Source organism: Micromonospora sp. NPDC005299, assembly GCF_042872345.1.
In the GTDB taxonomy this organism is placed as follows: domain Bacteria; phylum Actinomycetota; class Actinomycetes; order Mycobacteriales; family Micromonosporaceae; genus Micromonospora.
In genome coordinates this window covers 516146-540552 of the sequence record NZ_JBIAKG010000001.1, presented here as the reverse complement: position 1 = coordinate 540552, position 24407 = coordinate 516146, and the positions used below count along the sequence as shown (strand labels likewise).

Genomic DNA, 24407 nt, shown 5'->3' with positions numbered 1-24407 from the left:
GGTGAGCTGGTGACCCGGAGCCCGTCGGCTCCGTGACGAGGGGAGGTGATCGCGAGATGGAACCACGACGAGATCCGCGTGGCGCGCTGGTGCGGCCGTACGCGGTCACCCGTGGCCGCACCGAGCCGTTGCAGAACATCGCGCTCGAGGCGGTGCTGTCGTGCACGCCCACCCAGTCGGCCGAGGCGCGGTTCGCCGGGCACGACAAGTACCGCATCGCCTCGGTCTGCGAGGGCCGGGCACAGTCGCTGGCGGAGATCGCCGCTTACACCCGGATGCCGCTGGGCGTCACCCGGGTGCTGGTCGCCGACCTGGTGGCCGAGGGCCTGCTGACGCTACACACTGCCGCTCCCGCGACGGGGTTCGCGGCGCGGATGAACCTGCTTGGAAGGGTGCTAAGTGGACTTCGCGAACTATGACCCCGCCGGGGCGAACCGCAGCCGGGAGATCATCTCCGCGAAGATCGTCATCGCGGGCGGCTTCGGGGTGGGCAAGACGACCCTGGTCGGCGCGATCTCCGAGATCCAGCCGCTGACCACCGAGGCGCTGATGACCGCGGCGGGCGTCGGCATCGACGACCCGTCGAAGGTGCCCGGCAAGGAGACCACCACGGTCGCCATGGACTTCGGCCGGATCACCATGGCCGAGGACCTGATCCTCTATCTCTTCGGCACGCCGGGCCAGACCCGCTTCTGGTTCATGTGGGACGAGATCATCCGGGGCGCCGTCGGCGCCGCCGTGCTGGTCGACACCCGCCGGATCACCGACGCCTTCGCGCCGCTGGACTACTTCGAGAACCGCAACCTGCCGTACGTGGTGGCGCTGAACCGGTTCGACGACGCGCCGCAGTACGAGCTGGAGGAGGTCCGCGAGGCGCTGGCGATCTCACCGGACGTGCCGCTGGTGATGTGCGACGCGCGGCGGCGCGAGTCGGTCAAGCAGGTGCTGGTGACCGTGGTCGAGCACGCCATGCTCCGGCTCCAGGCCGAGCACGGCTTCGCGGCCCCGGTCGGCTGACTTCTCCGTGGGGGTGGCGGGTCAGTCGACCCGCAGCCGGTAGCCGCGCTTGACCACGGTCTGCACCACGCGGGGGGCGTCGAGCCCGACCCGCAGGCGGGCGACCGCCATCTCCACCGCGTGCTCGTCCGCGCCCCGGGGCAGGGTACGCAGCAGGGCGGTACGGGAGAGCACCTTCCCCGGCGCGGCCGCGAGCGCCCGCAGCACCGCCATCGGGGCCGGCGCGAGCGGGCGCAGCTCGCCGTCCACGACCGCGGCGTGGCCGCGCAGGGTCAGCAGGTGCCCGCCGGCCTTCACGGTCACCGTCCGGCGGGGCAGCTCGTCGACGATCGTCCGCACCAGTGCCCCGAGCCGGGCCCGGTGCGGGGCACTCACCGGCACCCCCCGCCGCACCAGCGGCTCGGCGGTGACCGCGCCGACGCAACTGGCCAGCACGTCCCCGCGCAGCGCCGCCAGCACGGTCTCGGTCCGGTCCCCGGCCGCCCGCAGCAGCGCCTCGGCCGCCGGGGCGGAGGTGAACGTGACCGCGTCGACCATCCGCCCGGCGACCAGGTCGATCAGCCGGTGCAGCGGCGCCGGGTCGGTCGGCGGCGCCCAGCGGTAGACCGGCACCTCGATCACCGTGGCTCCGGCCGACTCCAGCGCCTCCGTGCACTGCGGCTGCCGCTCGCCGTGCAGTTGCAGCGCGACGACCTGGCCGGCCACCCCGCGCCGGACCAGGTGCTCGACCACCTCGTCGCAGCTCTCCGAGGCGGGGGACCAGTGCTCGCGCAGCCCGGCGGCGCGGATCGCCCCGGTCGCCTTGGGGCCGCGGGCCACCACGTACGACCGGGACAGGACGCCGCGCAGCGGCTCGGCCAGTCCCCAGCCCTCGGCCGCCTCCAGCCAGCCGCGCATCCCGATGCCGGTGTTGGCCATCAGCACGTCCGGCGGGGCCTCCAGGCAGGTCCGGGTGGCCTCGCGGAGGTCGGTGTCGTCGGCCAGCGGCACGATCCGCAGCGCCGGGGCGAGCACCACCCGCGCACCCCGCCGCTGGAGCAGCGCGGCCAGCTCGTCGCGCCGCCGGTCCGCGGTGACCCCGATGGTGAAGCCGGCCAGTTCCTCCCGCATCACTCCTCCTGTCGCAACCGCACCTCGACCAGGCCGTCCCGGCAGCGCACCTCGTGCCGCCGCAGCGCCACGTCGGGAAGGTCCAGGCACCGGCCGGTGGTCAGGTCGTAGACCTGCTTGTGCAGCGGGGAGGCGAGCGTCGGCAGGCCGCCGCGGCTGCCCACGATCCCCCGGGACATCACCTGCGCGCCGCCGACCGGGTCGAGGTTGTCGACCGCGTACAGCTCGCCGCCGGTGCGGAAGAGGGCCACCTGCACCCCGTCGACCAGGGCGGCCACGCCCCGGTCCGGGTCCAGCCGGTGTAGCGGGCAGACCGCCGTCCAGTCCAGCGTCCTCATCGCCGTACCTCCGGGAGGCCGAGCGCGACCGGCCGGCGGCGACCGTCGGCGCCCGGCGGGGCGCCGCGGGCGGGCACCGGTTGGCCGCGCTCGACGGCGAACGTGATGGACGGGTCGGGCACGTCGGGTGCGTTGACGAAGGAGGTGAAGCGGCGCAGCCGCTCCGGGTCCTCCAGGACGTCCCGCCACTCGTCGGAATATCCGGCGACGTGGCGGGCCATGGCCGCGTCGAGGTCGGCGCAGAGCCCCAGGGAGTCGTCCACGAGCACCGCCCGGAGGTGGTCGAGGCCGCCGTCCATCGCCTCGATCCAGGCCGCGGTGCGCTGCAACCGGTCGGCGGTGCGGACGTAGAACATCAGGAACCGGTCGATGAGCGTGACCAGTTCCGCGGTGCTCAGGTCGGTGGCGAACAGGTCGGCGTGGCGGGGCCGGAAGCCGCCGTTGCCGCCGACGTAGAGGTTCCAGCCGGTGTCGGTGGCGATGACGCCGAAGTCCTTGCTACGGGCCTCGGCGCACTCCCGGGCGCAGCCGGACACCGCCGACTTCAGCTTGTGCGGCGCGCGCAGCCCCCGGTAGCGCAGCTCCAGCGCGACGGCCAGCCCGACCGAGTCCTGCACCCCGTACCGGCACCAGGTCTCGCCGACGCAGGACTTCACCGTGCGCAGCGCCTTGCCGTACGCGTGGCCGGACTCGAAGCCGGCGTCCACCAGCCGGCGCCAGATCTGCGGGAGCTGCTCGACCCGGGCGCCGAACAGGTCGATCCGCTGCCCACCGGTGATCTTGGTGTAGAGCCGGAAGTCCCGGGCCACCTCGCCGATCACAATCAGCTTCTCCGGAGTGATCTCGCCGCCGGGGATCCGCGGCACCACCGAGTAGCTGCCGTCGCGTTGCAGGTTGGCCAGGAAGTGGTCGTTGGTGTCCTGGAGGGACGCCTGCTCGCCGTCGAGCACGTGTCCGGTGCCGAGCGAGGCGAGGATCGAGGCCACCACCGGCTTGCAGATGTCGCAGCCGCGCCCGCGCCCGTGCTCGGCGATGAGCTGGGAGAAGGTGCGGATGCCCCGGACCCGGACGATGTCGAAGAGTTCCTGCCGGCCGGCGTCGAAGTGCTCGCAGAGCGCGCGGGACTGCCGCACCCCGGCCGCGTCGAGGAGTTGCTTGAGCATCGGCACGCAGGAGCCACAGCTCGTCCCGGCCCGGGTGCACGCCTTGAGCGCCGGCACGTCGGTCGCCCCGCCGGCGATGGCCGCGTCCAGGTCCGCCCGGGTCACCGCGTTGCAGGAGCAGACCTGCGCGGCGGCCGGCAGCGCGCCGGCCCCGGCGCCCGCACCGCCCGCCGGGGCCAGCAGCGCCAGCGGGGGAGCGGGCAGCGGCCCCCCGACACTCGCCCGCAGCGTCGGGTACGCGCTCGCGTCGCCCACCAGCACGCCGCCGAGCAGCGTCTTCGCGTCGTCGGAGAGGACCAGCTTCGCGTACGCGCGGGTGGCCGGGTCGGTGAAGGTGACGTCGAGGCAGCCCGGTGTCACGCCGTGCGCGTCGCCGAACGAGGCCACGTCCACCCCGAGCAGCTTGAGCTTGGTGGCGGTGTCCGCGCCGGGGAAGGTGGCCGCCCCGCCGAGCAGCCGGTCGGCGGCCACCTCGGCGGTCGCGTACCCGGGGGCGACCAGGCCGTGACAGGTGCCGTCCACGGCGGCGCACTCGCCGACCGCCCAGATCCGCGCGTCCGCCGTCCGGCAGCCCGCGTCGACCAGCACCCCGCCGCGCGGGCCGAGCGGCAGCCCGGCCGACCGGGCCAGCTCGTCCCGGGGCCGGATGCCGGCGGCCACCACGACCAGGTCCGCGTCGACCGTGCGCCCGTCGGAGAGTTCCAGCGCGCCGACCGTCCCGTCCGGGCCGGGGCGCACCGCGCTGGTGGCCACCCCGAGGTACGTCCTGACGCCCAGTTCCTCGACGTAGCGGCGGAGCATCGCCCCGCCCGCCTCGTCCACCTGCACCGGCATGAGCCGGGGCGCGAACTCGACCACGCTGGTGTCCAGGCCCAGCAGGCGCAGCGCGTTCGCCGCCTCCAGGCCGAGCAGCCCGCCCCCGATCACCGCCCCGGCGCGCCGGCCCGCGGCGTGCGCCCGGATCGCCGCCAGGTCGTCCAGCGTCCGGTAGACGAAGACCCCCGGCAGGTCCGTGCCGTCGACCGGGGGCACGAACGCCGACGAGCCGGTGGCCAGCACCAGCGCGTCGTACGGGTGCTCGCCGGCGGCGGTCCGCACCACCCGCCGCGCCCGGTCGACGGCCAGCGCCGGCTCGCCCAGCCGCAGCTCCACCCCGTCGTCGGGGGTGTGCAGGTTCAGCTCCTCGGCGCTCACCCCGTCGAAGAAGGCCGAGAGCCGCACCCGGTCGTACGCCGGCCGCCGCTCCTCGGCGAGCACCGTGACCCGCCAGCGCCGCTCCTGGTCCCGGGCCCGCAACGCCTCGACGAAGCGCTGCCCGACCATGCCGTTGCCGACGACCACCAGCCGGCCGCCACTCATGCGGCGCTGCGTGCCGTCATGAGGCACCGTCACACTGAGCCTGCTGATTCGCTCGCTCATCGCGTCACCTCCACCGCGTCGCGGTCCATCCCCGCACTCCGTTGTTCCTGGCGTCCCGCCACCGGATCGACCTCGGCCAGCCACCCGGCGATCCCGGCCACCGCGTCCCGGCAGCCGCCACAGCCCGTCGCGGCCCGGGTCGCCGCGGACAGTTCCGCGACGGTCCGGGCGCCGGCACGCCAGCACGCCACCAGCGCGCCCTTGCTCACGTCGTTGCACTGGCACACCGTGGCCGCGTCCGGCATGAGCGCCGGGGACGCGGCGGGGGTGGCCGGGGCGGCGCCGAACGCCCGCCCGAGCAGCAGCGAGCGCCGGTCCGCCGGCACCGGCGCGCCCCGGTCGAAGAGCTGCACCACGGTGCCGACCGCCGGGTTGTCGCCGAGCAGGATCGCCCCGGTCAGCCGCTCGTCGCGGATGCGCAGCCGGGCGTACGTGCCCCGGGCCGGGTCGGCGAAGGTCAGCTCCTCGACCGGCCCGCCCCCGTCCGGCGCGCCGGCGGCGTCGCCCATCGCGGCCAGGTCGATCCCGGCCGCCTTGAGCCGGGTCACCACCGGTCGCGGCCGGTAGCGGACCAGCGGGTCGTCGCCGGTCAGCACCTCGGCCACCACCCGGGCCTGCGCCCAGGCCGGGGCGACCAGCCCGGTCAGCGTCCCGTCGTGCTGGGCGCAGTCGCCGACGGCGGAGATCCGCCGGTCGCTGGTGCGCATCCGGTCGTCCACCACCACGCCCCGGTCCACGGCCAGCCCGGCGGCGGTGGCCAGCGCGGTGTCGGGGCGTACGCCGCAGGAGAGGACCAGCAGGTCGGCCGCGAGCGGGTCGCCGTCGCCGAGGTCGAGGCGGACCCCGTGAGCGTCGGCGGCCACCCCGGTCGCCGTGACCCCCAGCCGGGTGCGTACCCCGAGTCCGGCGAGGGTGCCGGCGAGGACGGCGCCGGCCGGCTCGTCGAGCTGCCGTTCCATCAGGTGCTCGACGGGATGGACGACGGTCACGTCGAGGCCCCGGGCGGCGAGTCCGCGGGCCGCCTCCAGCCCGAGCAGCCCGCCGCCGAGCACCAGCGCGCTGCGGGCGCCCCGGGCGGCGGCGAGGATCCGCCGGCAGTCGTCCAGGGTGCGGAACGGGACGACCCGGTCGGGGAGCGGGTCGAGTCCGGGCAGCGGCGGCACCAGGGCCCGGCTGCCGGTGGCGAGCACCAGGTGGTCGTAGCCGTGCCGGTCGCCGTCGGCGGTGCGTACCTCCCGGGCGGCCCGGTCGACGGCGGTGACCGCGGTCCCGGTGCGCACGTCCGCGCCCTGCCCGGCGACTTCGACCAGCTCCACGTCCGGCTCGTCGATCTTCCCGGCGAGCAGGGTGGAGAGCAGGATCCGGTTGTACGCCCGGTGCGGCTCCGCCCCGAGCACGGTCACCTTCCGGTCCCCGCCCCGGGCGTGCAGCTCGGCGGCGAGGCGGGCGCCCGCCATGCCGTACCCCACGATCACGATGCGCTCGGTCATGCCTTCTCCACCCGGACGGCGCAGATCTTGAACTCGGGCATCCCGGAGACCGGGTCGACGGCGTCGTTGGTGACCGAGTTGGCCCGGGCCGCGCCGGGCCAGTGGAACGGCGCGAAGACGGTGTCCGGCCGGATCGCGGGGCTCAGCCGGGCCGGCGCGCGCAGCTCGCCCCGGCGGGAGACCACCCGGATCTCCTCGCCCTCGGCCACGCCGAGCCGGCCGGCCAGGTCGGGGTGCAGCTCCACGAAGCCGCCGGGGGCGGCCCGGCGCAGCGCGGCGACCCGCCGGGTCTGCGCGCCGGACTGGTAGTGGGCGAGCACCCGGCCGGTGGTGAAGTGCAGCGGGTAGTCGGCGCAGACCGGCTCGGCGGCCGGGCGGTGGGTCACCGCGCGGAACCGGGCCCGGCCGTCCGGGAAGGGGAAGCGGTCGGCGAAGAGGCGCGGGGTGTCCGGCCCGTCCTCGTCGGGGCAGGGCCAGAAGACGCCGGTGTCGGCGTCGATCCGGTCCCAGCTGACCCCGGCGTAGTCGGCCGGTCCGCCGGCCGAGGCGCGGCGCAGCTCCTCGAACACCGCCGCCGGGTCGGTGGGGAACGCGCCGGGCGCGTGGAGACGGGCCGCCAGCCCGGCGAGGACGGCCAGGTCGGTGCGGACGCCCGGGGGCGGTTCGCGCAGCGCGCGGCGGCGCAGCACCCGGCCCTCCAGGTTGGTCATCGTGCCGTCCTCCTCGGCCCACTGGGCGACGGGCAGCACCACGTCGGCCAGGTCGGCGGTCTCCGAGCGCAGGAAGTCGGCCACCACCAGCAGGTCCAGGTCGCGCAGCCGGGACTCGACCCGGGCCGCGCGGGGCGCGGACACCACCGGGTTGGAGCCGAAGACCAGCAGCGCCCGGGGGCCGTGCGCGGTGCCGAGCGAGTCGAGGAGCTGATAGGCCGGTACGCCCGGTCCGGGCAGCGCAGCGGGGTCGACGCCCCAGACCCGGGCCACGTGCTCCCGGGCCGCCGGGTCGTCGATCCGCCGGTAGCCGGGGAGCTGGTCGGCCTTCTGCCCGTGTTCCCGGCCGCCCTGCCCGTTGCCCTGTCCGGTGAGGCAGCCGTACCCGGAGCCGGGGCGACCGGGCAGGCCCAGGGCGAGCGCCAGGTTGATGAACGCGGTGACCGTGTCGACGCCCTTGGCGTGCTGCTCGGCGCCTCTGGCGGTGAGGATGACCGCGCGGTCCACGGTGGCCAGGGCCCGGGCGGTCGCCTCCAGGTCGGCCACCGGCACCCCGGAGAGGCGTTCCACCTCGGCCGGCCAGCAGCCCGCCACGGTCCGCCGGACCTCGTCGAAGCCGGTGGTCCGGTCGGCCACGTACGCCCGGTCGAGCCAGCCCTCGGTGAGCGCGATGTGCAGCAGCGCGTTGGCCACCGCCAGGTCGGTGCCGGGCAGCGGTTGCAGGTGCAGGTCCGCCTGGCGGGCGGTGGCGGTGAGCCGGGGGTCGAGCACGATCAGCCGGCCGCCCCGCTCGCGCTGGTCCGCGAGGTGGCGCATCAGCGGCGGCATGGTCTCGGCCGGGTTGGCGCCGACCAGCAGCAGGGTGTCCGCCCGGCCCAGGTCGGCGAGGGGGAAGGGGAGCCCCCGGTCGATGCCGAAGGCGCGCATTCCGGCCGCGGCGGCCGAGGACATGCACCAGCGTCCGTTGTAGTCGATGTGCCGGGTGCCCAGCGCGACCCGGGCGAACTTGCCGAGCGCGTACGCCTTCTCGTTGGTCAGCCCGCCGCCGCCGAAGACCGCGACGGCGTCCCGCCCGTGCCGCTCCTGGATGGCCCGCAGCCCGGCGGCGACCCGGTCGAGCGCCTCGTCCCAGCTCGCCGGCCGTAGCTCGGCGCCGGGCCGGTCGCGCAGCAGCGGAGTGGTCAGCCGGTCCGGATGGTCGAGCAGGTCGGCGGCGGTCCAGCCCTTCTGGCAGAGGCCGCCGCGGTTCGTGGGGAAGTCCCGGGGCGCGACCTCGATCCGCTCCCCGGTGTCGCGCAGCACCATGCCGCACTGGAGCGCGCAGTACGGGCAGTGCGTGGCCGCCTCCCGGGGTCGCACCCCTGGCTGCGTCGCGAGCCGTGCACCGTCTGTCATGCCGGGAAAGCGTGCCGGCGGGCGGTTTCCGCGCCGGGTCCCTTCTGTTTCGGTCCTGTCAAGAGCAGCTCACACCGCACGGGAGTGACGGGCCGGTCGGCAGGACTTAGAATGTGGGACAGATATCTCGAATATTGGGAGACACGATGAGTGTTGCGGACGCGTTCGACGCGGTGGCGGGCAGCTACGACGCGGCCCGGCGCCGGCTGGTGCCCTGCTTCGACGCCTTCTACGGCACGGCGGTCGAGGTGGCCGCGCCGCCGCTGCGGGCGGCGCTCGCCGCGGGGCGTACCCCGGAGGTGCTGGACCTGGGCGCGGGCACCGGCCTGCTCTCCCTGCTGCTGACCGCGGCGGTCCCCGGGGTCCGGCTGACGCTGGTCGACGGGGCGCCCGGCATGCTGGCGGTGGCCACCGGCCACCTGGCGGCGCGCGGGGTGCCGCACCGCACCGTGCTCGCCGACCTGGCCGACCCGCTGCCCGCCGGCCGCTACGACGCGGTGATCTCCGCGCTGGCCATCCACCACCTGGATGACGACGGCAAGCGGGCGCTCTACCGGCGGGCGGCCGAGGTGCTGGCGCCGGGCGGCGTCTTCGTCAACGCCGAGCAGGTGGCCGGCCCGACCCCCACTCTGGACCGGCGCTACGACGAGGTCTGGACCGCCCGGATCACCGAGTTGGGCTCGGACGCCGCGGAGATCGCCGGGGCCCGGGAGCGGATGCGGCACGACCGGCCCGTGCCGGTGGCCGACCAGTGCCGCTGGCTCGCCGACGCCGGCCTGGTCGACGTGGACTGCTTCTTCAAGGAGTGGCGGTTCGCGGTGTTCGGGGGCCGCCGCCCCTGAGCGCGGACCGGTGTCCGGTTCGGCGACCGGTGCGAGCGGGGATGACTGGCGGTCATACCAGTGGGTAATCTGTCCGGCATGACCGCCAAGGTGACACTGTCGTTCTCCGACGAGACCATCGAGGAGGCGCGCCGGTTCGCCAAGCGGGAGGGGCTCTCCCTCTCCGCCTGGATGGACCAGGCCGCCCGGGAGAAGGCGCTGCGCGAGGTCTTCACCGCGCACGCCGAGGCGGTCGCCCGTGCCGGCATCGACCTGGAGTCCGCCGCGCTGGCCGACGCCCAGGAGGCCGCGCTGGTCGACGACGCGCTGTTCGGCGGCGGGCGCCCGCGTGCTGCGTAGGGGAGAGGTCTGGCGCATCTCCGGCGCCCGGGAACGGCTCGGCCTGGTCATCAGCTCCGACGTCTACAACTCCACCGCGGTGCCGATCGTGATCGTGGTCGAAGTGGTCGAGGAGTCGCTGCTGCGCGACTCGCCCCTGGCCGTGTCGATGGGCGGCTACGTGGTGATGCCCGACCGGCTCTCCTCGCCCATGAAGAAGTGGTTCACCGAGTGCGTGGACGTGGCCGACACCGAGACCATGCAGCGGGTCGGCCGGGCGCTGCGCATCCTCCAGGAGATCTGACCGCTTTCACCGTCGCCCGCCGGCGAACGTGCGATCTCCGTTTCCCGACCGACCCGCGACGGGCACGGCCGGGAAACCGCCCGTTCCTAGCGTCCCCCTCGTCACCGACGAGGAGGAGTCGCCGTGAGCACGCTTGCTTCCCCCACCACCCGGGCCCCGGCCGCCGCCGGGCGCCCGGGACGGATCACCGAATGGCGCCCGGAGGACCCGGAATTCTGGGCCACGACCGGTGCGCCGGTCGCCCGCCGCAACCTGTACGTCTCGATCTTCGCCGAGCACGTCGGCTTCTCCGTGTGGAGCCTGTGGTCGGTGATGGTGCTCTTCCTGGGCCCCGAGTACGGCATCGACCCGGCCGGGAAGTTCCTGCTCACCGCCGTGCCGGCCGCGCTGGGTGCGGTGCTGCGGCTGCCGTACACCCTGGCGGTGGCCCGGTTCGGCGGGCGGAACTGGACCGTCGTGAGCGCGCTGCTGCTGCTGGTGCCGGCGGTGCCCATGGCGGTGCTGATCGAGCCCGGGGTGTCGTACGCCACGCTGATGGTGCTCGCCTGCCTGACCGGCGTCGGCGGCGGCAACTTCGCCTCCTCCATGGCGAACATCAACCTGTTCTTCCCCGAGCGGCTCAAGGGCCGGGCGCTCGGGCTCAACGCCGGCGGCGGGAACCTCGGCGTGCCGGCCGTGCAGCTCGTCGGCCTGGCGGTGCTGGCCACCGCCGGCGCCGCGTACCCCCGGCTGGTGCCGGCGGTCTACCTGCCGCTGATCGTGCTCGCGGCGCTGGCCGCGGCGCGCGGGCTGGACAACCTCCCGGGGGCGCGCAACGAGCCCGGCGCGCTGCGCGCGGCGGCCCGCGACCCGCACACCTGGGTGATGTCCCTGCTCTACATCGGCACCTTCGGCTCGTTCATCGGCTTCGGCTTCGCCTTCGGCCAGGTGCTCCAGCTCCAGTTCCACGACCGGTTCCTGACCCCGGTCGACGCCGCCTGGCTGACCTTCCTCGGACCGTTGATCGGTTCGCTGGTCCGGCCGTTCGGCGGCCACCTCGCCGACCGGCTCGGCGGGGCCCGCGTCACCTTCGGGAACTTCGTGGCGATGGCCACCGGCGCCGGCCTGGTGCTGTACGCCGCCCGGGACCGGTCCTTCCCGCTCTACCTGACCGGGTTCCTGGCGCTCTTCGTCTTCTCCGGCATCGGCAACGGGTCGACGTACAAGATGATCCCGGCGATCTTCCGGGCCCGGGCCGCCGCCGAGACGGAGCTGACCGGGGACCGGGAGGCGGCCGAGCGGCGGGCCCGGCGGCTCTCCGGGGCGCTGATCGGGATCGCCGGGGCGGTCGGCGCCTCGGGCGGGGTGCTGGTGAACGTGGCGTTCCGGCAGTCGTTCCTGGCCTCCGGCACCGCCGACGCCGCCTACCTGGCATTCCTCGGCTGGTACGCGCTCTGTTTCGTGGTGACCTGGGCGGTGTACCTGCGGCCGGGGTCGCGTAAGCTGTCCGGCGTGTGACCTCCGCCATGGGAAAAGGCGCAGGCCACGCGGGGCGACACCCCGTTTTGACCTGCCGCCGCACGGCCGGGTATCGTTGCCTGCTGTTGTACGACATTCTTAGGCGTGCCGCATCAGGTACGCTTGGTCGTTCGTGCGCGCTGGCCCGGCCTGCAAGATCTGGTCACCTCGGCGCGCGACCCCAGACCGACGACGAGACAAGGTAGACCTGTGCGTACGTACAGCCCGAAGCCGGGTGAGATCGAGCGTCAGTGGCACGTCATCGACGCCTCTGATGTCGTGCTGGGCCGCCTCGCGACCCACGCCGCCACGCTCCTGCGTGGCAAGCACAAGCCGACTTTCGCGCCGCACGTCGACACGGGCGACTTCGTCGTCATCGTGAACGCGGGCAAGGTCGCGCTGACCGGCAACAAGCGGCAGACCAAGATCGCTTACCGCCACTCCGGTTACCCGGGTGGTCTGAAGCGGGTCGGCTACGACGAGCTGCTGACCAAGCGGCCCGAGCGGGCCATCGAGCTGGCCGTGAAGGGCATGCTGCCGCACAACAAGCTGGGCCGTCAGATTCTCAAGAAGCTGAAGGTCTACGCCGGTGCCGAGCACCCGCACAGCGCGCAGCAGCCGGTGCCGTTCGAGATCAAGCAGATCGCGCAGTGAGCGCGGGCGAAGGAAGCAGCATGACCGACATCACCGCCACCGAGGTCGCCCCCGAGGCCACCGAGGCGCCGGCGCCCGTCGCGCGCGCGCCTCGTGGCGACCGCCCGATCCAGACCGTGGGTCGGCGCAAGGAGGCCATCGTCCGGGTCCGCATCGTCCCGGGCAGCGGCAAGATCACCTGCAACGGCCGCGACCTCGAGGCCTACTTCCCGAGCAAGGTGCACCAGCAGCTCATCAAGGACCCGCTGGTCACCGCCGAGAAGCCCGAGGCCTTCGACGTGATCGCCAACCTGCGGGGCGGCGGCATCACCGGCCAGGCCGGCGCGCTGCGGCTCGCCATCGCCCGGGCGCTGATCGTCAACGAGCCCGACGACCGCCCGGCCCTGAAGAAGGCCGGCTTCCTGACCCGTGACGCCCGGGTCAAGGAGAGCAAGAAGTACGGCCTCAAGAAGGCCCGTAAGGCTCCCCAGTACTCGAAGCGCTGATCATCAGCAGCGCCTTGTACTTCTGACGGACGGCCGGGTCCCCCTCCCACACCGGGAGGTGGCCCGGCCGTTCCGCTTTCTCCTCTCAACGGCAGTTCCATCGGAGGTTGGCGGGTATGGGCCGGTTGTTCGGCACGGACGGCGTACGCGGGCGGGCGAACGCGGATCTCACCCCGGAGTTGGCGCTCGCGGTGGCGGTGGCCGCCGCCCACACGCTGGCCGAGACCGACAAGAGCCATCCGCCGCTCGCCGTGGTGGGCCGGGACACCCGGGCCAGCGGCGAGATGCTGGAGGCCGCCGTGGTCGCCGGGTTGACCAGCGCCGGCGCCAACGTGGTCCGGGTCGGTGTGCTGCCCACCCCCGCGGTGGCGTTCCTCACCGCCGAGGCCAAGGCCGACCTGGGCGTCATGCTCTCCGCCTCGCACAACCCGATGCCGGACAACGGGATCAAGCTCTTCGCCGCCGGCGGGCACAAGCTGCCCGACGAGATCGAGATGCGGATCGAGGCCGCCGTCGAGGCGAACGCCACCACCGCCTGGGAGCGCCCGATCGGCGCCGGCGTCGGCCGGGTGCACGACCTGCTCGACGGCGCCGACCACTACGTCCAGCACCTGGTCGGCACCGTGCCGCACCGGCTGGACGGGATCAAGGTCGTGGTCGACTGCGCCAACGGCGCGGCCGCCGAGGTCGCCCCGGTGGCGTACCGGGAGGCCGGCGCCGACGTGATCGCGATCTACGCCGAGCCGGACGGCCTGAACATCAACGACGACTGCGGCTCCAACCACATCGACGCGCTGCGCGCCGCCGTGGTCGAGCACGGCGCGCACCTCGGCATCGCCCACGACGGCGACGCCGACCGCTGCGTCGCCGTCACGGCCGACGGCGAGGAGGTCGACGGCGACCAGCTCATGGCGATCCTCGCCCTGGCCATGCGGGAGGCCGGCGAGCTGACCCAGGACACCCTGGTCGCCACCGTGATGAGCAACCTCGGCCTGCGGCTGGCCATGTCCGCGCAGGGCATCCGGCTGGTCGAGACCAAGGTCGGCGACCGGTACGTGCTGGAGGAGCTGCGCGCCTCCGGCCTGGCGCTCGGCGGCGAGCAGAGTGGACACATCGTGATGCCGGCGTACGCGACCACCGGCGACGGCGTGCTCACCGGCCTGCACCTCATGTCGCGGATGGCCGCCACCGGCAAGTCCCTCGCCGACCTGGCCGCCGTGGTCACCAAGCTGCCCCAGGTGCTGATCAACGTGCCGGTCGGGGACCGCACCGTCGGCGCCGCCGCGCCGGCCGTCCGCGCCGAGGTCGATCGGGCCGAGGCCGAGCTGGGCGAGACCGGCCGCGTGCTGCTCCGCCCGTCGGGCACCGAACCGCTGGTCCGGGTCATGGTCGAGGCGGCCACCGAGTCGACCGCCCGATCGGTGGCCGAGCGCATCGCGGATCAGGTCCGCAGCGCCAGCCCGGTCGACTGACCGGGCTCGCGGCCGCCGGCTGAACGCGCCCGGCGCGCGGCGCCGGTCAGAGCCGCAGCCGGCCGGCGCGGTCGAAGGTGTCGGCCGGGTCCTCGCCGTCGGTCAGGTCGACGTCCTCGACGATCCGCCCATCGCCGAGCCGGATCAGCCGGTCGCAACGGGCGGCGATGGCCCGCTCGTGCGTGGCCAGCAGGATCGTCATCCCGTGCCGGTTGCGCAGCTCCAGCACCAGATCGAGGATCTGCGCGCCGGTGGCGGAGTCCAGGTTGCCGGTCGGCTCGTCGGCGAGCAGCAGGCGCGGCCCGCCCATCAACGCCCTGGCGATGGCGACCCGCTGCTGCTGGCCGCCCGAGAGCTGGGCCGGCAGCGCCCGTTCCCGTCCGGCGAGCCCGACGGCGTCCAGCGCGCCGGGGTCAGCGGGGCGCCACCCGGCGCAGGAAGCGGTCGGCCAGTTCGACGATCTGGTCGGGGTCCAGCTCCAGCGCCGGGCCGGCCACGGTCACCTCGGTCAGCGCCAGGCCGGGCACCTCCGTGTCCCGCCAGCCACCCGCGAACCACGCCTTCTCCTCCTCGGCGAGCGCGAGGTTGGCGGCGTCCAGCGCTTCGGCCGGATGCGGCAGCCAGAGCCGGAACTGGTGGGTGTGCGGCGGGGTCGGGTGGACCCGGGCACCCGGCAGGGTGCCCAGCGCCTCGGCCACCACCTTCGCGTGCGCCACGTAGCCGGCCAGCCGCGGCAGCTCCCGCTCCAGGCCGGCGAGCGCCGCGAGGGCGGCCGGCCACTGCTGGAACAGGGTGCCCCCGTAACGGTGCCGCCAGGCGCGGGCGTACCGGACCAGCTCGGCGTCACCCGCCAGCGCCGCGCCGGAATGGCCGCCCAGGGACTTGTAGAACGAGACGTACGTGCTGTCGGCCAGGGCCGCGATCTCGGCCGCCGAGTGCCCCAGGTGGACGGTGGACTCCCAGAGTCGGGCGCCGTCCAGGTGCACCCGGACGCCCCGCTCCCGGGCCGCGCCGACCACCGCCACCAGCTCGTCCCACGTCGGCAGCACGAATCCGGCGTCCCGCAGCGGCAGCTCCAGGAAAAGCGTGCCGACCGGCTCGTCGAGCGCGGCCACCTCCTCCGCCGTCGGGTTGCGCGGCGCCGCCGTGGTCCGCACCGCCCGCAGCCCGCCGAGCACCGCGTACGCGTCGCGCTCGTGCACCAGCGGGTGGCTGAGCGGGTGCAGGCCGACGGCGTCCCGGCCGGTCAGCTCGGCGCCGTAGCGCATCGCTACCTGCTGGGCCATGGTCCCGGTGGGGAAGACGGCCGCCGCCTCCACGCCGAGCAGCTCGGCGACCCGCCGTTCGAGCTGCTCCACCGCCCCGCCCTCGCCGTAGAAGTCGGGCAGCAGGTCCTCCGGGATCGCCGCCCCGAGCGCCGCGAGCTGCTCCCGCACCGAGGCCGGCCGGACGCCGGAGAGCACCGTGTCGCAGTCGCGCTGGGCGGCGAGCCGGCGCATCCGCTCGGCGTACGCGTCGGTCATCCGTCCTCCTTGAGCCGGCGCAGCCGGGTGACCGCCTCGGTGAGCACCTCGGGTCGCTTGCAGAACGCGAACCGGACCAGCCGCCGGCCCGCCTCCGCGTCGTCGTAGAACACCTGGGTCGGCACCGCCACCACGCCGCAGCGTTCCGGCAGCGAGCGGCAGAACTGCACCCCGTCCCACCCGCCGAGCGGGGTGACGTCGGCGGTGACGAAGTACGTCCCCTCCGGCGCGAGCACTCCGAACCCGGCGTCGGTGAGCCCGGCGACGAGCTGGTCCCGCCGCCGCTGCATCCCGTCCCGGAATTCGGCGAAGTACGCGTCCGGCAGGCCGAGCGCGACCGCCACGGCCGGTTGCAGCGGCCCGGCGTTGACGAAGGTGAGGAACTGCTTCACCCGCAGGACCGCGGCGACCAGCGGCGCCGGGCCGCTCACCCAGCCGACCTTCCAGCCGGTGCAGGAGAACGTCTTGCCCGCTGAGGAGATGCGCAGCGTCCGCTCGCGCATGCCGGGGAGCGTCGCCAGCGGCAGGTGCGGGGCGGCGGCGTCGGTGAAGACCAGGTGCTCGTAGACCTCGTCGGTGACCGCGTACGCGTCGTGCTCCTGGCACAGCTCGGCGACCAGGGCCAGCTCGTCGGCGGTGAACACCTTGCCGGTCGGGTTGTGCGGGGTGTTCAGCAGCACCAGCCGGGTCCGCGGCCCGAACGCGGCGCGCAGCTCCGCGGGGTCGACGGCGTACCGGCCGTCGGCGGCGGGACGCAGGGTCACCGGGCGGCGGACCGCGCCGGCCAGGGCGATCGAGGCCGCGTACGAGTCGTAGTAGGGCTCGAAGCAGACCACCTCGTCGCCCGGCTCGCAGAGGGCGAGGATGCTCGCCGCGATCGCCTCGGTGGCGCCCGCGGTCACCACGATCTCGCCGTCCGGGTCGTACTCCAGGCCCCAGAACCGCCGCTGGTGGGCCGCGACGGCCGCGCGCAGCGCCGGGATGCCCGGGCCCGGCGGGTACTGGTTGTGGCCGGAGCGCAGCGCCTCGGCGGCCGCGGCGAGCATCTCCGGCGGGCCGTCCGTGTCGGGAAAGCCCTGCCCGAGGTTGACCGCGCCGGTGCGCACGGCCAGCGCGGACATCTCGGCGAAGATGGTGGTGCCGAACGGCCGCATCCGGGCCACCAGCGGATCGGTCGTCGTCACGCCGGCCAGCCTACGGCCCGGTGCCGACGCCGCAAGACCGCCCGCGTCCGGCCGCCCGCGTCACCAGCCGAAGCAGGTCGCCCCGTACTCGCCCGAGTCCTGCGAGACGACCTTCCCGTTGATGGTGATCCGGCAGCTCGCCTCGCCCGAGCCGGTGGGCGAGGCGATGACCTGCACCCGCTCCCGGTCGTTGGCGGTGAACGCCAGCCGCCACGGAGACCGCATCCCGTCGAATTGGAAGAAGTCGGCGTTGGCGTCGTAGAACTGCACGTCGACGGTGCCGGTGCCGGTCGCCTCGTAGACCACGCTGAACCGGCCGGGCCCGCCGGACGGGGTGGCGGCGGGGACCAGGGGCGCGGCGTCCGTGGGTTCCCCGCCGAGGCCGCCGTCCGGCTCGCCGAATTCCGGGTCGTAGGGCTGCCCCGAGGTGGTCGAGTCGTCGACGAAGCTGCCGAGCACGCCGAAGCCCACGCAGCCGCAGAAGGCGAGCACCAGGGCGACGACCACGGTCACCACGACGGCCACGATCCACCCGCCCGTCGACCGGCGCGGCGGCGCCCCCGCGGGGTAGGCGTACGGCGGCGGGTAGCCGGCCGGGGGCCATCCCGGCGCGGGAGGGCCGCCGGGCCAGGGCGGTGCGGGTGCGGCCCCCGGGGCGGGGGCCGGGTGGGGCGTGCCGCCCGGGACGTTCGGACCGGAGGGCGGCGGCGCTGCTCCCGGCGTGGCCCAGCCGGCCGGTCCCGGCGCTGCTCCCGCGGTGGCCCAGCTGGCCGGTCCCGGCGCTGCTCCCGGCGTCGTCCAGCCGGCCGGGCCGGGTGCGGTCGTCGGGTCCGCGCCCCGCCCGGGCGGCGGGGGTGTCCCGGCGGCGCCCGGCGCGGCGGGGCCGGGCTGGGGCCACGCGCCCGGCGACCCGGCCGGCGGGGCGGATCCGGGCGGAGCCCACGGGGCCGGAGTCCAGGGCGTGGGGGCCCAGGGGGCGGGTGGCGCCCAGGGCTGCGGCGCGGCGAGCGGGTCCGGCGGGGTCCAGGTCGTGGGTTCCGGAGCGGTCGGGTCGCTCGGGCCGCCGCTGTTCCCGGGTTCGGGGGTGGGGGTCGTCTCGGACATCGTTCAGCTCGCAGGGGACGGCGCGGACGACCGCGGGACGGGCGGGGTCGGGGGCGTCGCCCCGACCGGGGCCCTCAATGTACGGCCCGGCGACCAGACCGCGCGCCCCCCGCGTGCGGATGCACTCGCAGGTCCCGCCCGACTCGTCCGCCGTCGATGCGGCGTCTCGGCCCTGGTGGGGCCGCACCGTGTGCGAGGTTTGTCCGATCCTCGCCATCCGCTCACCGGTTCGCTCAAATTCAGTGATCGTTTACCCGAGTTCCGAGCACACGTGATGAGCGAAACTGGGTTAGGCTGCGGACCATGTGTGGAATCGTGGGTTACGCCGGTGCGCGCCCGGCGCTCGGCATCGTGCTGGACGGACTGCGGCGGCTGGAGTACCGCGGCTACGACTCGGCGGGCGTCGCCGTCGTCTGCGACGACGAGTTGCTGATCGAGAAGAAGGCCGGCAAGTTGGCCAACCTGGAGAAGGTCCTCGCCGAGCGCGCCGCCTCCGACCCCGAGTCCTGCGCCGCCAGCCCGATCGGCATCGGCGACGGCACCACCAGCATCGGCCACACCCGGTGGGCCACCCACGGCGGCCCGACCGACCGCAACGCCCACCCGCACCTCTCCCCGGACAACCGGGTCGCCGTGATCCACAACGGCATCATCGAGAACTTCGCGAAGCTCCGCGCCGAGCTGGAGGCCGACGGCGTCGAGTTCACCAGCGACACCGACACCGAGTGCGCCGCGCACCTGCTCGCCCGTTCGCTGGCCGACCTGCGCTCGGCCGGTGAGGTCGACAGCCCGCAGCTGCTCGCCTCCGCCATGCGGCTGGTCTGTCAGCGGCTGGAGGGCGCCTTCACGCTGCTCGCCGTCGACGCCGGCATCCCCGGCGCGGTGGTCGGCGCCCGGCGCAACTCGCCCCTCGTGGTCGGCCGCGGTGACGGCGAGAACTACCTGGCCAGCGACGTGGCCGCGTTCATCGAGCACACCCGCGACGCGGTCGAGCTGGGCCAGGACCAGATCGTCCTGATCACCCCGGAGAGCATCGAGATCACCGACTTCGCCGGCCAGCCCGCGACCGGCAAGGACTTCCACATCGACTGGGACTCGTCGGCCGCCGAGAAGGGTGGCTACGACTGGTTCATGCTCAAGGAGATCGAGGAGCAGCCGCAGGCGATCGCCGACACGCTGCTCGGCCGGCTCACCGAGAGCGGCGAGATCGCCCTCGACGAGGTCCGCCTCAGCGAGCAGGACCTGCGCGACGTCGACAAGATCTTCATCGTGGCCTGCGGCACCGCCTACCACGCCGGTCTGGTCGCCAAGTACGCCATCGAGCACTGGACCCGGATCCCCTGCGAGGTGGAGCTGGCCAGCGAGTTCCGCTACCGCGACCCGGTGCTGGACCGGTCCACGCTGATCGTGGTGATCTCGCAGTCCGGCGAGACCATGGACACCCTGATGGCGCTGCGCCACGCCAAGGAGCAGAAGGCCCGGGTGCTGGCCATCTGCAACACCAACGGCTCGACCATCCCGCGCGAGTCCGACGCCGTGCTCTACACGCACGGCGGCCCGGAGATCGCGGTCGCCTCCACCAAGGCCTTCCTCACCCAGGTGGTCGCCTGCTACCTGATCGGCCTGCACCTGGCCCAGGTGCGCGGGATCAAGTTCGCCGACGAGGTGGGCGCGGTGGTGGCCCAGCTCCAGGAGATGCCGGGCAAGCTGCGCGAGCTGCTCGGCCGCATCGAGCCGGTACGCGAGCTGGCCCGCGACCTGAAGTCGGAGCCGACCGTGCTGTTCATCGGCCGGCACGTCGGCTACCCGGTGGCCCTGGAAGGCGCGTTGAAGCTCAAGGAGCTGGCGTACATGCACGCCGAGGGCTTCGCCGCCGGCGAGCTGAAGCACGGCCCGATCGCCCTGATCGACAAGGGCACCCCGGTCATCTGCATCGTGCCGTCGCCGGTCGGCCGGGGCATGCTGCACGACAAGGTCGTCTCCAACATCCAGGAGGTGCGCGCCCGCGGCGCCCGCACCATCGTGATCGCGGAGGAGGGCGACGAGGCGGTCGTCCGCTACGCCGACCACCTGATCTACGTGCCGCGCACGCCGACGCTGCTCGCGCCGCTGGTGACCACGGTGCCGCTGCAGGTGCTCGCCGCCGAGATCGCCGCCGCCCGCGGGCACGACGTCGACCAGCCCCGGAACCTGGCCAAGTCGGTCACCGTCGAGTAGTCGCCCCGGTCGCGGCCCCTCCGTCCCACGGCGGAGGGGCCGCGCCGTCTCCGGCCCCGGTGCGGTCATCGGCCCAGCACGATCCGGGCCATCCCGTCCAGCGCGGGGTTGGCGGAGTCCCAGTAGCCGGCGTGCCCGTGGCGCCCGCTGGGGAAGCGCCGGCCGCCGAAGCCGGGAGAGCTCGGGTCCGCGCCGAACCAGAGCCGGTCGTCGTGCGGATCGAGCAGCGCGGCCGCCGGTCCGAGCGGCGTGCCGGCCAGCACCGCCCGGCGGGCCAGCTCGTCGGGCGGCCGGGCCAGCCGGATCACGTCGTCCGGCGCCGTGGCGGCCCAGACCTGGCCGGGCGGCATCCGTAGCTCGGCCGCGTGGTCGACGCCCACTCCGGGAGAGCCCACGAAGACCAGGGCGTCCGCGCTCAACCCGTGGTCCCGGGCCGCGGTGCCGACCACCACCGAGCCGTAGCTGTGCCCCAGCACGGTCTGCCGGGCGGGCGGCCCCTCGTGCGAGGCGCGCAGCCCCTCCTGGAACCGGTGCAGGCCCGGCCCGGCGTCCTCGGCCTGCCGCCCGCGCGCCGCCTCGGGCAGGAAGTCCGGGGCGTCGTAGTCCAGCCACAGCACGGCCGCCGCCTCCGTACCCGGTTCGAGCGCCGCGCACCGGCCCAGCACCCGGGCGGCCCGGCCCAGCTCGCCCGGTGCGTCGGCGAGGTCCGCGGTCATCCCCGGCACGTACGTCAGCACCGCCCCCGCCCGGTCCGGGTTGCCGAGCGCCACCACCGCCCGCCCGTCCCCGGCCGGGTCCAGCCCGAGCAGGTACGCCCGGGCGCCCCGGGCGCGGCCAGCCGCTCGCCGAGCCCGTCGAGGCCGCGCAGCGCCGCCTCCACCGCGGCGAGCCGGGCCAGCCGGGCCAGTTCGAGCGGCCCGGCCGGCCGTGGGCGCAGCAGTCCATTGCGCCGCTGCACCAGCTCCGCCCGCCACCGGGCCAGCAGCAGGCGGTTGGCCTGGTCGCGGGCCGCCACCGGCACCCCGTCGAGGCGCCCGACCCGGTCCGGCTCGCGGCTGACCAGCCACCGGCGCTCGGCCGGGGTGAGGCCGGCCCACCACCGGCTCACCTCGGCCGGCCCGGCCCCGGGTGACGGTCGCCCGGCCGGCGGGACGCTCACCCAGCCGGTCACGGCCGCCGTCGTCAGCTCCGCCAGCCGGTCGGCCGCCTCCCGGTCCGCCGCGCCGGCCAGCGCCAGCGCGCCCCGGATCTCGGTGCCCACCTGCGCCACCGCCGGGCCGACCACAACGGCGGGCCGGGGGCGGGCCGGATCGGGCCGTACCGCCCCGGCCCGGTCCACGAGCAGGCCGCCGGCGTCGGCGTGCGCCACGGCGGCACCGAGCCGGGCCCTGGCCGCGGCCACGCGGGCGGCGAACTCGGCGAGCACCTGGTCGACCTCGACGAGCGCGGGTAGCACGTCGGTCAACTCGGTGCGCAGCTCGCCGATCCGCCCCTGGGCGGTGGCCGAGGCCGCGCCCGACCAGCCGGGACGCAACCCGCCGATCCGGGCGCCCAGCCCGTCGGCCCGGCGCCGGATCGGGCCGGTCAGACCCCGCCAGGCCGCCCCGGCGGCAGCCCAGGCGCCGGGGTCGGCCCGCCAGAGCTGCGCGTAGCCGATCGGGGGCACATCGGCCGCCCGCTCGCGGAGCCGGTCCGGCCGATGCGCTCGCCCGGACGGGCGGAAGCCGGCGGCCGTGCTCACCGGGGGAGCCCGGCGAGACGACGGGCGGCCCGCTCGTCCACCGCCTCGTAGCCGTCGGCCGCGGCCCGGACCGCCTCGGCGGTGGCCGCCACCCGGGCGGCCAGCGACCCGCACCAGCGCTGCACCGACGCCTCCAGCTCGGCCAGCGCCACCCCGGCCCGCCAGCCGTCGGCCGGCACCACCAGCCCCGGCTCCGCGACCGGCCCGCGGGCCAGCCGGTAGGCGTCGTCGGTCAGCTCCCGGGCCACCCCACGCAACAGCTCCGGCTCGACGCTGAACGGCTCCTCGCCCATCGGTGACCTCCCTGCGACCCGGCGAACGGACAGCGGGGACGCTACGACTCGGCAGAACACCCGCGCCGGGCCTGTGGACAACGGGCGGTGGGCGTACGCCGGGTTTTCCACAGGCGGTCCCCACCGCGTGGCCGCTGGCCGATCCGCGGCCCGGAGCGCCGGTAGGGTGAGGTCCGTGATCGTGGCTGTCGGCATCGACGTCGTGCTGGTGGACCGGTTCGCCCGGTCCCTGGCGCGCACGCCGCTGCTCGCCGACCGCCTCTTCACCGAGGCCGAGCGCTCCACCCGCTCCGGCACCCCGCGCTCGCCGGAGTCGTTGGCCGCCCGGTTCGCGGCCAAGGAGGCGGTGGCCAAGGCGCTCGGCGCGCCGGCCGGGCTCAACTGGCACGACTGTGAGGTCGTGGCCGATCCGGACGGCCGCCCCTGGCTGACCGTCTCCGGCACGGTGGCCGCCGTGGCGGTCGAGCGCGGGATCAACCGCTGGCACCTGTCGTTGTCACACGACGGCGGGATCGCGTCGGCCATGGTGGTCGCGGAACGGTGAGCCGACCCGGCGGGTCGGTCGGCCGGTCCGGGACGAACGGGACGAACGGACGGGACGGGGTGGCATGAGACCGGTGTGGCGGGTCGCGGACGTACGCGCGGCGGAGGCGGGCCTGATGGCCACCCTGCCGCCCGGGGCGCTGATGCAGCGGGCCGCCGCCGGGCTGGCCCGCCGCTGCGCGCTGCTGCTCGGCGAGCGGGGCGGCGTCTACGGCGGCGGGGTGCTGCTGCTGGTCGGCTCCGGCGACAACGGCGGCGACGCGCTCTACGCGGGCGCGCACCTGGCCCGCCGGGGCGCGGCGGTCGCCGCGCTGCTGCTCACGCCGGGTCGGGCGCACGCCGAGGGGCTGGCCGCGCTGCGGGCCGCCGGCGGGCGCGTCGTCGACCGGCCGCCGGCCGTGGTGGATCTGGTGCTCGACGGGATCGTCGGGATCGGCGGCACCGGCGGGCTGCGGGAGACCGCCGACCAGCTCGCCGCGAGCCTGGCCGAGCGGATCGGGCGGGACGGCACGCGGGCCACCGTGGTCGCGGTGGACGTGCCGAGCGGCGTCGCGGTGGACACCGGGCATGTGCCGCTGACCGCCTCCGGTCGGCCCTGCGCGGTCCGCGCCGACGTGACGGTCACCTTCGGCGCGCTGAAGCCGGCCCTGGTGGTCGGTCCGGCCGCGCCGCTCGCCGGGCACGTCGAGCTGGTCGACATCGGGCTGGAGCCGTGGCTGCGCGGCACCCCGGCGCTGCGCCTCACCGACTGGTCCGACCTGGTCGACTGGTGGCCCCGGCTCGGCCCGTCCTCGGAGAAATACAGCCGGGGCGTGGTCGGGGTGGCGACCGGCTCGGCCACCTACCCGGGCGCGGCGGTGCTCTCGGTGAGCGGCGCGCTGGCCGGCCCCACCGGCATGGTCCGCTACGCGGGCGGCGCCCGCGCGGAGGTGCTGCACCAGCACCCGTCGGTGATCGCCACCGACCGGGTCGGCGCCGCCGGCCGGGTGCAGGCCTGGGTCTGCGGGTCGGGGCTGGGCACCGGTGACGAGTCCGCCGCCGAACTGCGCGCGGTGCTCGCCGCGCCGGTGCCGGCGGTGCTCGACGCCGACGCGCTCACCCTGCTGATCGACGGCAAGCTGGCGGACCGGCTGCGCGGGCGGGACGCGCCGATCGTGGTGACCCCGCACGACCGCGAGTACGCCCGGCTGTGCGGCGAGACCCCGGGGACGGACCGGGTGGGGGCGGCGCTGCGGCTGGCCGCCTGGATGAACGCGGTGGTGCTGCTCAAGGGCGACCGGACGATCATCGGCACCCCGGACGGCCGGGCCTACGTCAACCCGACCGGGACCCCGGTGCTGGCCACCGGGGGCACCGGGGACGTGCTGGCCGGGCTGCTCGGCTCGCTGCTCGCCGCCGGGGTGGCCCCGGAGCGGGCGGCCGCCGCGGCGGCGTACCTGCACGGGCTGGCCGGTCGGGAGGCGGCGCGCGGCGGTCCGGTGACCGCGCCCGACGTGGCGACCGCGCTCCGCCCGGTGCTGGCCCGCCTGCCCTGACCACGACGGCGGCCGGCACGCGGCCGACAGGCCGGCCGCGCGGCTCGCGGCCA

23 protein-coding genes and 1 pseudogene are annotated in these 24407 nt (G+C 75.4%); 12 read left to right on the top strand and 12 right to left on the bottom strand.

What is annotated here, in order from left to right; genetic code table 11:
- Nucleotides 1-56: 56 nt before the first annotated feature.
- Both ACFYPD_RS02565 and ACFYPD_RS02560 read left to right on the top strand, forming a co-directional pair.
- A complete protein-coding gene (locus ACFYPD_RS02565; protein ID WP_091318039.1) occupies nt 57-419 on the top strand; it encodes a DUF742 domain-containing protein in 363 nt (120 codons plus the stop codon).
- Nucleotides 400-1017, top strand: coding sequence for an ATP/GTP-binding protein (locus tag ACFYPD_RS02560; protein WP_151463698.1), 618 nt, complete (start codon nt 400-402; stop codon nt 1015-1017). The genes ACFYPD_RS02565 and ACFYPD_RS02560 overlap by 20 nt, the downstream gene beginning before the upstream one ends.
- Before the next feature lie 21 nt (nt 1018-1038).
- Here the strand turns inward: ACFYPD_RS02560 and ACFYPD_RS02555 are convergent, their stop codons facing one another.
- The 5 genes from ACFYPD_RS02555 to ACFYPD_RS02535 are packed head-to-tail and all read right to left on the bottom strand — an operon-like array spanning nt 1039 to nt 8642.
- The gene (locus ACFYPD_RS02555; protein WP_387107969.1) at nt 1039-2127 is read right to left on the bottom strand and encodes a uroporphyrinogen-III synthase; all 1089 of its coding nucleotides are present in this window, start codon (nt 2125-2127) and stop codon (nt 1039-1041) included.
- The gene (gene nirD / locus ACFYPD_RS02550; protein WP_387107967.1) at nt 2127-2465 is read right to left on the bottom strand and encodes a nitrite reductase small subunit NirD; all 339 of its coding nucleotides are present in this window, start codon (nt 2463-2465) and stop codon (nt 2127-2129) included. The genes ACFYPD_RS02555 and nirD overlap by 1 nt, the downstream gene beginning before the upstream one ends.
- The gene (nirB, locus tag ACFYPD_RS02545; protein ID WP_387109155.1) at nt 2462-4987 is read right to left on the bottom strand and encodes a nitrite reductase large subunit NirB; all 2526 of its coding nucleotides are present in this window, start codon (nt 4985-4987) and stop codon (nt 2462-2464) included. Before nirB ends, nirD begins: the two co-directional genes overlap by 4 nt.
- Before the next feature lie 56 nt (nt 4988-5043).
- Nucleotides 5044-6537 carry an FAD-dependent oxidoreductase gene (locus ACFYPD_RS02540; protein WP_387107966.1) on the bottom strand — a complete coding sequence of 498 codons (1494 nt, stop codon included), beginning with the start codon at nt 6535-6537 and terminating at the stop codon, nt 5044-5046.
- Nucleotides 6534-8642 carry a molybdopterin oxidoreductase family protein gene (locus tag ACFYPD_RS02535; RefSeq protein WP_387107964.1) on the bottom strand — a complete coding sequence of 703 codons (2109 nt, stop codon included), beginning with the start codon at nt 8640-8642 and terminating at the stop codon, nt 6534-6536. Before ACFYPD_RS02535 ends, ACFYPD_RS02540 begins: the two co-directional genes overlap by 4 nt.
- 146 nt (nt 8643-8788) lie before the next feature.
- Here ACFYPD_RS02535 and ACFYPD_RS02530 point away from each other — a divergent pair, with 146 nt between their 5' ends.
- The 7 genes from ACFYPD_RS02530 (at nt 8789) to glmM (ending at nt 14214) form a co-directional block, all read left to right on the top strand.
- The gene (locus tag ACFYPD_RS02530) at nt 8789-9484 is read left to right on the top strand and encodes a class I SAM-dependent methyltransferase (protein WP_387107962.1); all 696 of its coding nucleotides are present in this window, start codon (nt 8789-8791) and stop codon (nt 9482-9484) included.
- 78 nt (nt 9485-9562) lie between these two features.
- Nucleotides 9563-9823 (top strand): DUF6364 family protein, encoded by a 261-nt coding sequence (locus ACFYPD_RS02525; protein WP_387107959.1) that lies wholly within the window; start codon nt 9563-9565, stop codon nt 9821-9823.
- Entirely contained in the window at nt 9813-10106 is a 294-nt protein-coding gene (locus ACFYPD_RS02520; RefSeq protein WP_357938722.1) for a hypothetical protein, read from the top strand. The genes ACFYPD_RS02525 and ACFYPD_RS02520 overlap by 11 nt, the downstream gene beginning before the upstream one ends.
- 123 nt (nt 10107-10229) lie before the next feature.
- The gene (locus tag ACFYPD_RS02515) at nt 10230-11603 is read left to right on the top strand and encodes a nitrate/nitrite transporter (RefSeq protein ID WP_387107957.1); all 1374 of its coding nucleotides are present in this window, start codon (nt 10230-10232) and stop codon (nt 11601-11603) included.
- A 210-nt stretch (nt 11604-11813) separates the two neighbouring features.
- On the top strand, nt 11814-12257 hold the full coding sequence (rplM, locus tag ACFYPD_RS02510) for a 50S ribosomal protein L13 (protein ID WP_387107955.1): 444 nt from the start codon (nt 11814-11816) through the stop codon (nt 12255-12257).
- Between the two features lie 20 nt (nt 12258-12277).
- Nucleotides 12278-12742 carry a 30S ribosomal protein S9 gene (gene rpsI, locus ACFYPD_RS02505; RefSeq protein WP_387107954.1) on the top strand — a complete coding sequence of 155 codons (465 nt, stop codon included), beginning with the start codon at nt 12278-12280 and terminating at the stop codon, nt 12740-12742.
- A gap of 116 nt (nt 12743-12858) precedes the next feature.
- Nucleotides 12859-14214 carry a phosphoglucosamine mutase gene (gene glmM, locus ACFYPD_RS02500; RefSeq protein ID WP_387107951.1) on the top strand — a complete coding sequence of 452 codons (1356 nt, stop codon included), beginning with the start codon at nt 12859-12861 and terminating at the stop codon, nt 14212-14214.
- Between the two features lie 46 nt (nt 14215-14260).
- Here glmM and ACFYPD_RS02495 read toward each other — a convergent pair.
- From ACFYPD_RS02495 to ACFYPD_RS02480, 4 genes and pseudogenes are all read right to left on the bottom strand, one after another.
- Nucleotides 14261-14617: pseudogene (locus tag ACFYPD_RS02495) on the bottom strand (ATP-binding cassette domain-containing protein); the annotation flags it as partial.
- A gap of 10 nt (nt 14618-14627) precedes the next feature.
- Nucleotides 14628-15737 (bottom strand): threonine aldolase family protein, encoded by a 1110-nt coding sequence (locus tag ACFYPD_RS02490; RefSeq protein WP_387107949.1) that lies wholly within the window; start codon nt 15735-15737, stop codon nt 14628-14630.
- Nucleotides 15734-16921, bottom strand: coding sequence for a pyridoxal phosphate-dependent aminotransferase (locus tag ACFYPD_RS02485; RefSeq protein WP_387107947.1), 1188 nt, complete (start codon nt 16919-16921; stop codon nt 15734-15736). The genes ACFYPD_RS02490 and ACFYPD_RS02485 overlap by 4 nt, the downstream gene beginning before the upstream one ends.
- A gap of 60 nt (nt 16922-16981) precedes the next feature.
- Entirely contained in the window at nt 16982-17446 is a 465-nt protein-coding gene (locus tag ACFYPD_RS02480) for an MmpS family transport accessory protein (RefSeq protein WP_387107944.1), read from the bottom strand.
- An 882-nt stretch (nt 17447-18328) separates the two neighbouring features.
- Here ACFYPD_RS02480 and glmS point away from each other — a divergent pair.
- Nucleotides 18329-20242 carry a glutamine--fructose-6-phosphate transaminase (isomerizing) gene (gene glmS / locus ACFYPD_RS02475; protein ID WP_387107943.1) on the top strand — a complete coding sequence of 638 codons (1914 nt, stop codon included), beginning with the start codon at nt 18329-18331 and terminating at the stop codon, nt 20240-20242.
- A gap of 65 nt (nt 20243-20307) precedes the next feature.
- On the opposite strand, the gene ACFYPD_RS02470 is transcribed toward glmS, so the two are convergent.
- The 3 genes from ACFYPD_RS02470 to ACFYPD_RS02460 are packed head-to-tail and all read right to left on the bottom strand — an operon-like array spanning nt 20308 to nt 22276.
- Nucleotides 20308-21012, bottom strand: a complete 705-nt coding sequence (locus ACFYPD_RS02470; RefSeq protein WP_387107941.1) for an alpha/beta hydrolase — start codon at nt 21010-21012, stop codon at nt 20308-20310.
- The gene (locus tag ACFYPD_RS02465) at nt 20973-21983 is read right to left on the bottom strand and encodes a hypothetical protein (protein WP_387107939.1); all 1011 of its coding nucleotides are present in this window, start codon (nt 21981-21983) and stop codon (nt 20973-20975) included. Before ACFYPD_RS02465 ends, ACFYPD_RS02470 begins: the two co-directional genes overlap by 40 nt.
- Nucleotides 21980-22276, bottom strand: a complete 297-nt coding sequence (locus ACFYPD_RS02460) for a hypothetical protein (protein WP_387107937.1) — start codon at nt 22274-22276, stop codon at nt 21980-21982. The genes ACFYPD_RS02465 and ACFYPD_RS02460 overlap by 4 nt, the downstream gene beginning before the upstream one ends.
- Before the next feature lie 175 nt (nt 22277-22451).
- Between ACFYPD_RS02460 and ACFYPD_RS02455 the strand changes: the two genes are divergently transcribed.
- Nucleotides 22452-22820 (top strand): holo-ACP synthase, encoded by a 369-nt coding sequence (locus ACFYPD_RS02455; RefSeq protein WP_387107934.1) that lies wholly within the window; start codon nt 22452-22454, stop codon nt 22818-22820.
- Between the two features lie 64 nt (nt 22821-22884).
- Entirely contained in the window at nt 22885-24354 is a 1470-nt protein-coding gene (locus ACFYPD_RS02450) for an NAD(P)H-hydrate dehydratase (protein WP_387107932.1), read from the top strand.
- Nucleotides 24355-24407: the final 53 nt, after the last annotated feature.

Coding starts and splice junctions, on each gene's coding strand:
- ACFYPD_RS02565 (WP_091318039.1), top strand. CDS start 57: ATGGAACCACGACGAGATCCGCGTGGCGCGCTGGTGCGGCCGTACGCG.
- ACFYPD_RS02555 (WP_387107969.1), bottom strand. CDS start 2,127: ATGCGGGAGGAACTGGCCGGCTTCACCATCGGGGTCACCGCGGACCGG.
- nirD (WP_387107967.1), bottom strand. CDS start 2,465: ATGAGGACGCTGGACTGGACGGCGGTCTGCCCGCTACACCGGCTGGAC.
- nirB (WP_387109155.1), bottom strand. CDS start 4,987: ATGAGTGGCGGCCGGCTGGTGGTCGTCGGCAACGGCATGGTCGGGCAG.
- ACFYPD_RS02540 (WP_387107966.1), bottom strand. CDS start 6,537: ATGACCGAGCGCATCGTGATCGTGGGGTACGGCATGGCGGGCGCCCGC.
- ACFYPD_RS02535 (WP_387107964.1), bottom strand. CDS start 8,642: ATGACAGACGGTGCACGGCTCGCGACGCAGCCAGGGGTGCGACCCCGG.
- ACFYPD_RS02530 (WP_387107962.1), top strand. CDS start 8,789: ATGAGTGTTGCGGACGCGTTCGACGCGGTGGCGGGCAGCTACGACGCG.
- ACFYPD_RS02525 (WP_387107959.1), top strand. CDS start 9,563: ATGACCGCCAAGGTGACACTGTCGTTCTCCGACGAGACCATCGAGGAG.
- rpsI (WP_387107954.1), top strand. CDS start 12,278: ATGACCGACATCACCGCCACCGAGGTCGCCCCCGAGGCCACCGAGGCG.
- glmM (WP_387107951.1), top strand. CDS start 12,859: ATGGGCCGGTTGTTCGGCACGGACGGCGTACGCGGGCGGGCGAACGCG.
- ACFYPD_RS02490 (WP_387107949.1), bottom strand. CDS start 15,737: ATGACCGACGCGTACGCCGAGCGGATGCGCCGGCTCGCCGCCCAGCGC.
- glmS (WP_387107943.1), top strand. CDS start 18,329: ATGTGTGGAATCGTGGGTTACGCCGGTGCGCGCCCGGCGCTCGGCATC.
- ACFYPD_RS02460 (WP_387107937.1), bottom strand. CDS start 22,276: ATGGGCGAGGAGCCGTTCAGCGTCGAGCCGGAGCTGTTGCGTGGGGTG.
- ACFYPD_RS02450 (WP_387107932.1), top strand. CDS start 22,885: ATGAGACCGGTGTGGCGGGTCGCGGACGTACGCGCGGCGGAGGCGGGC.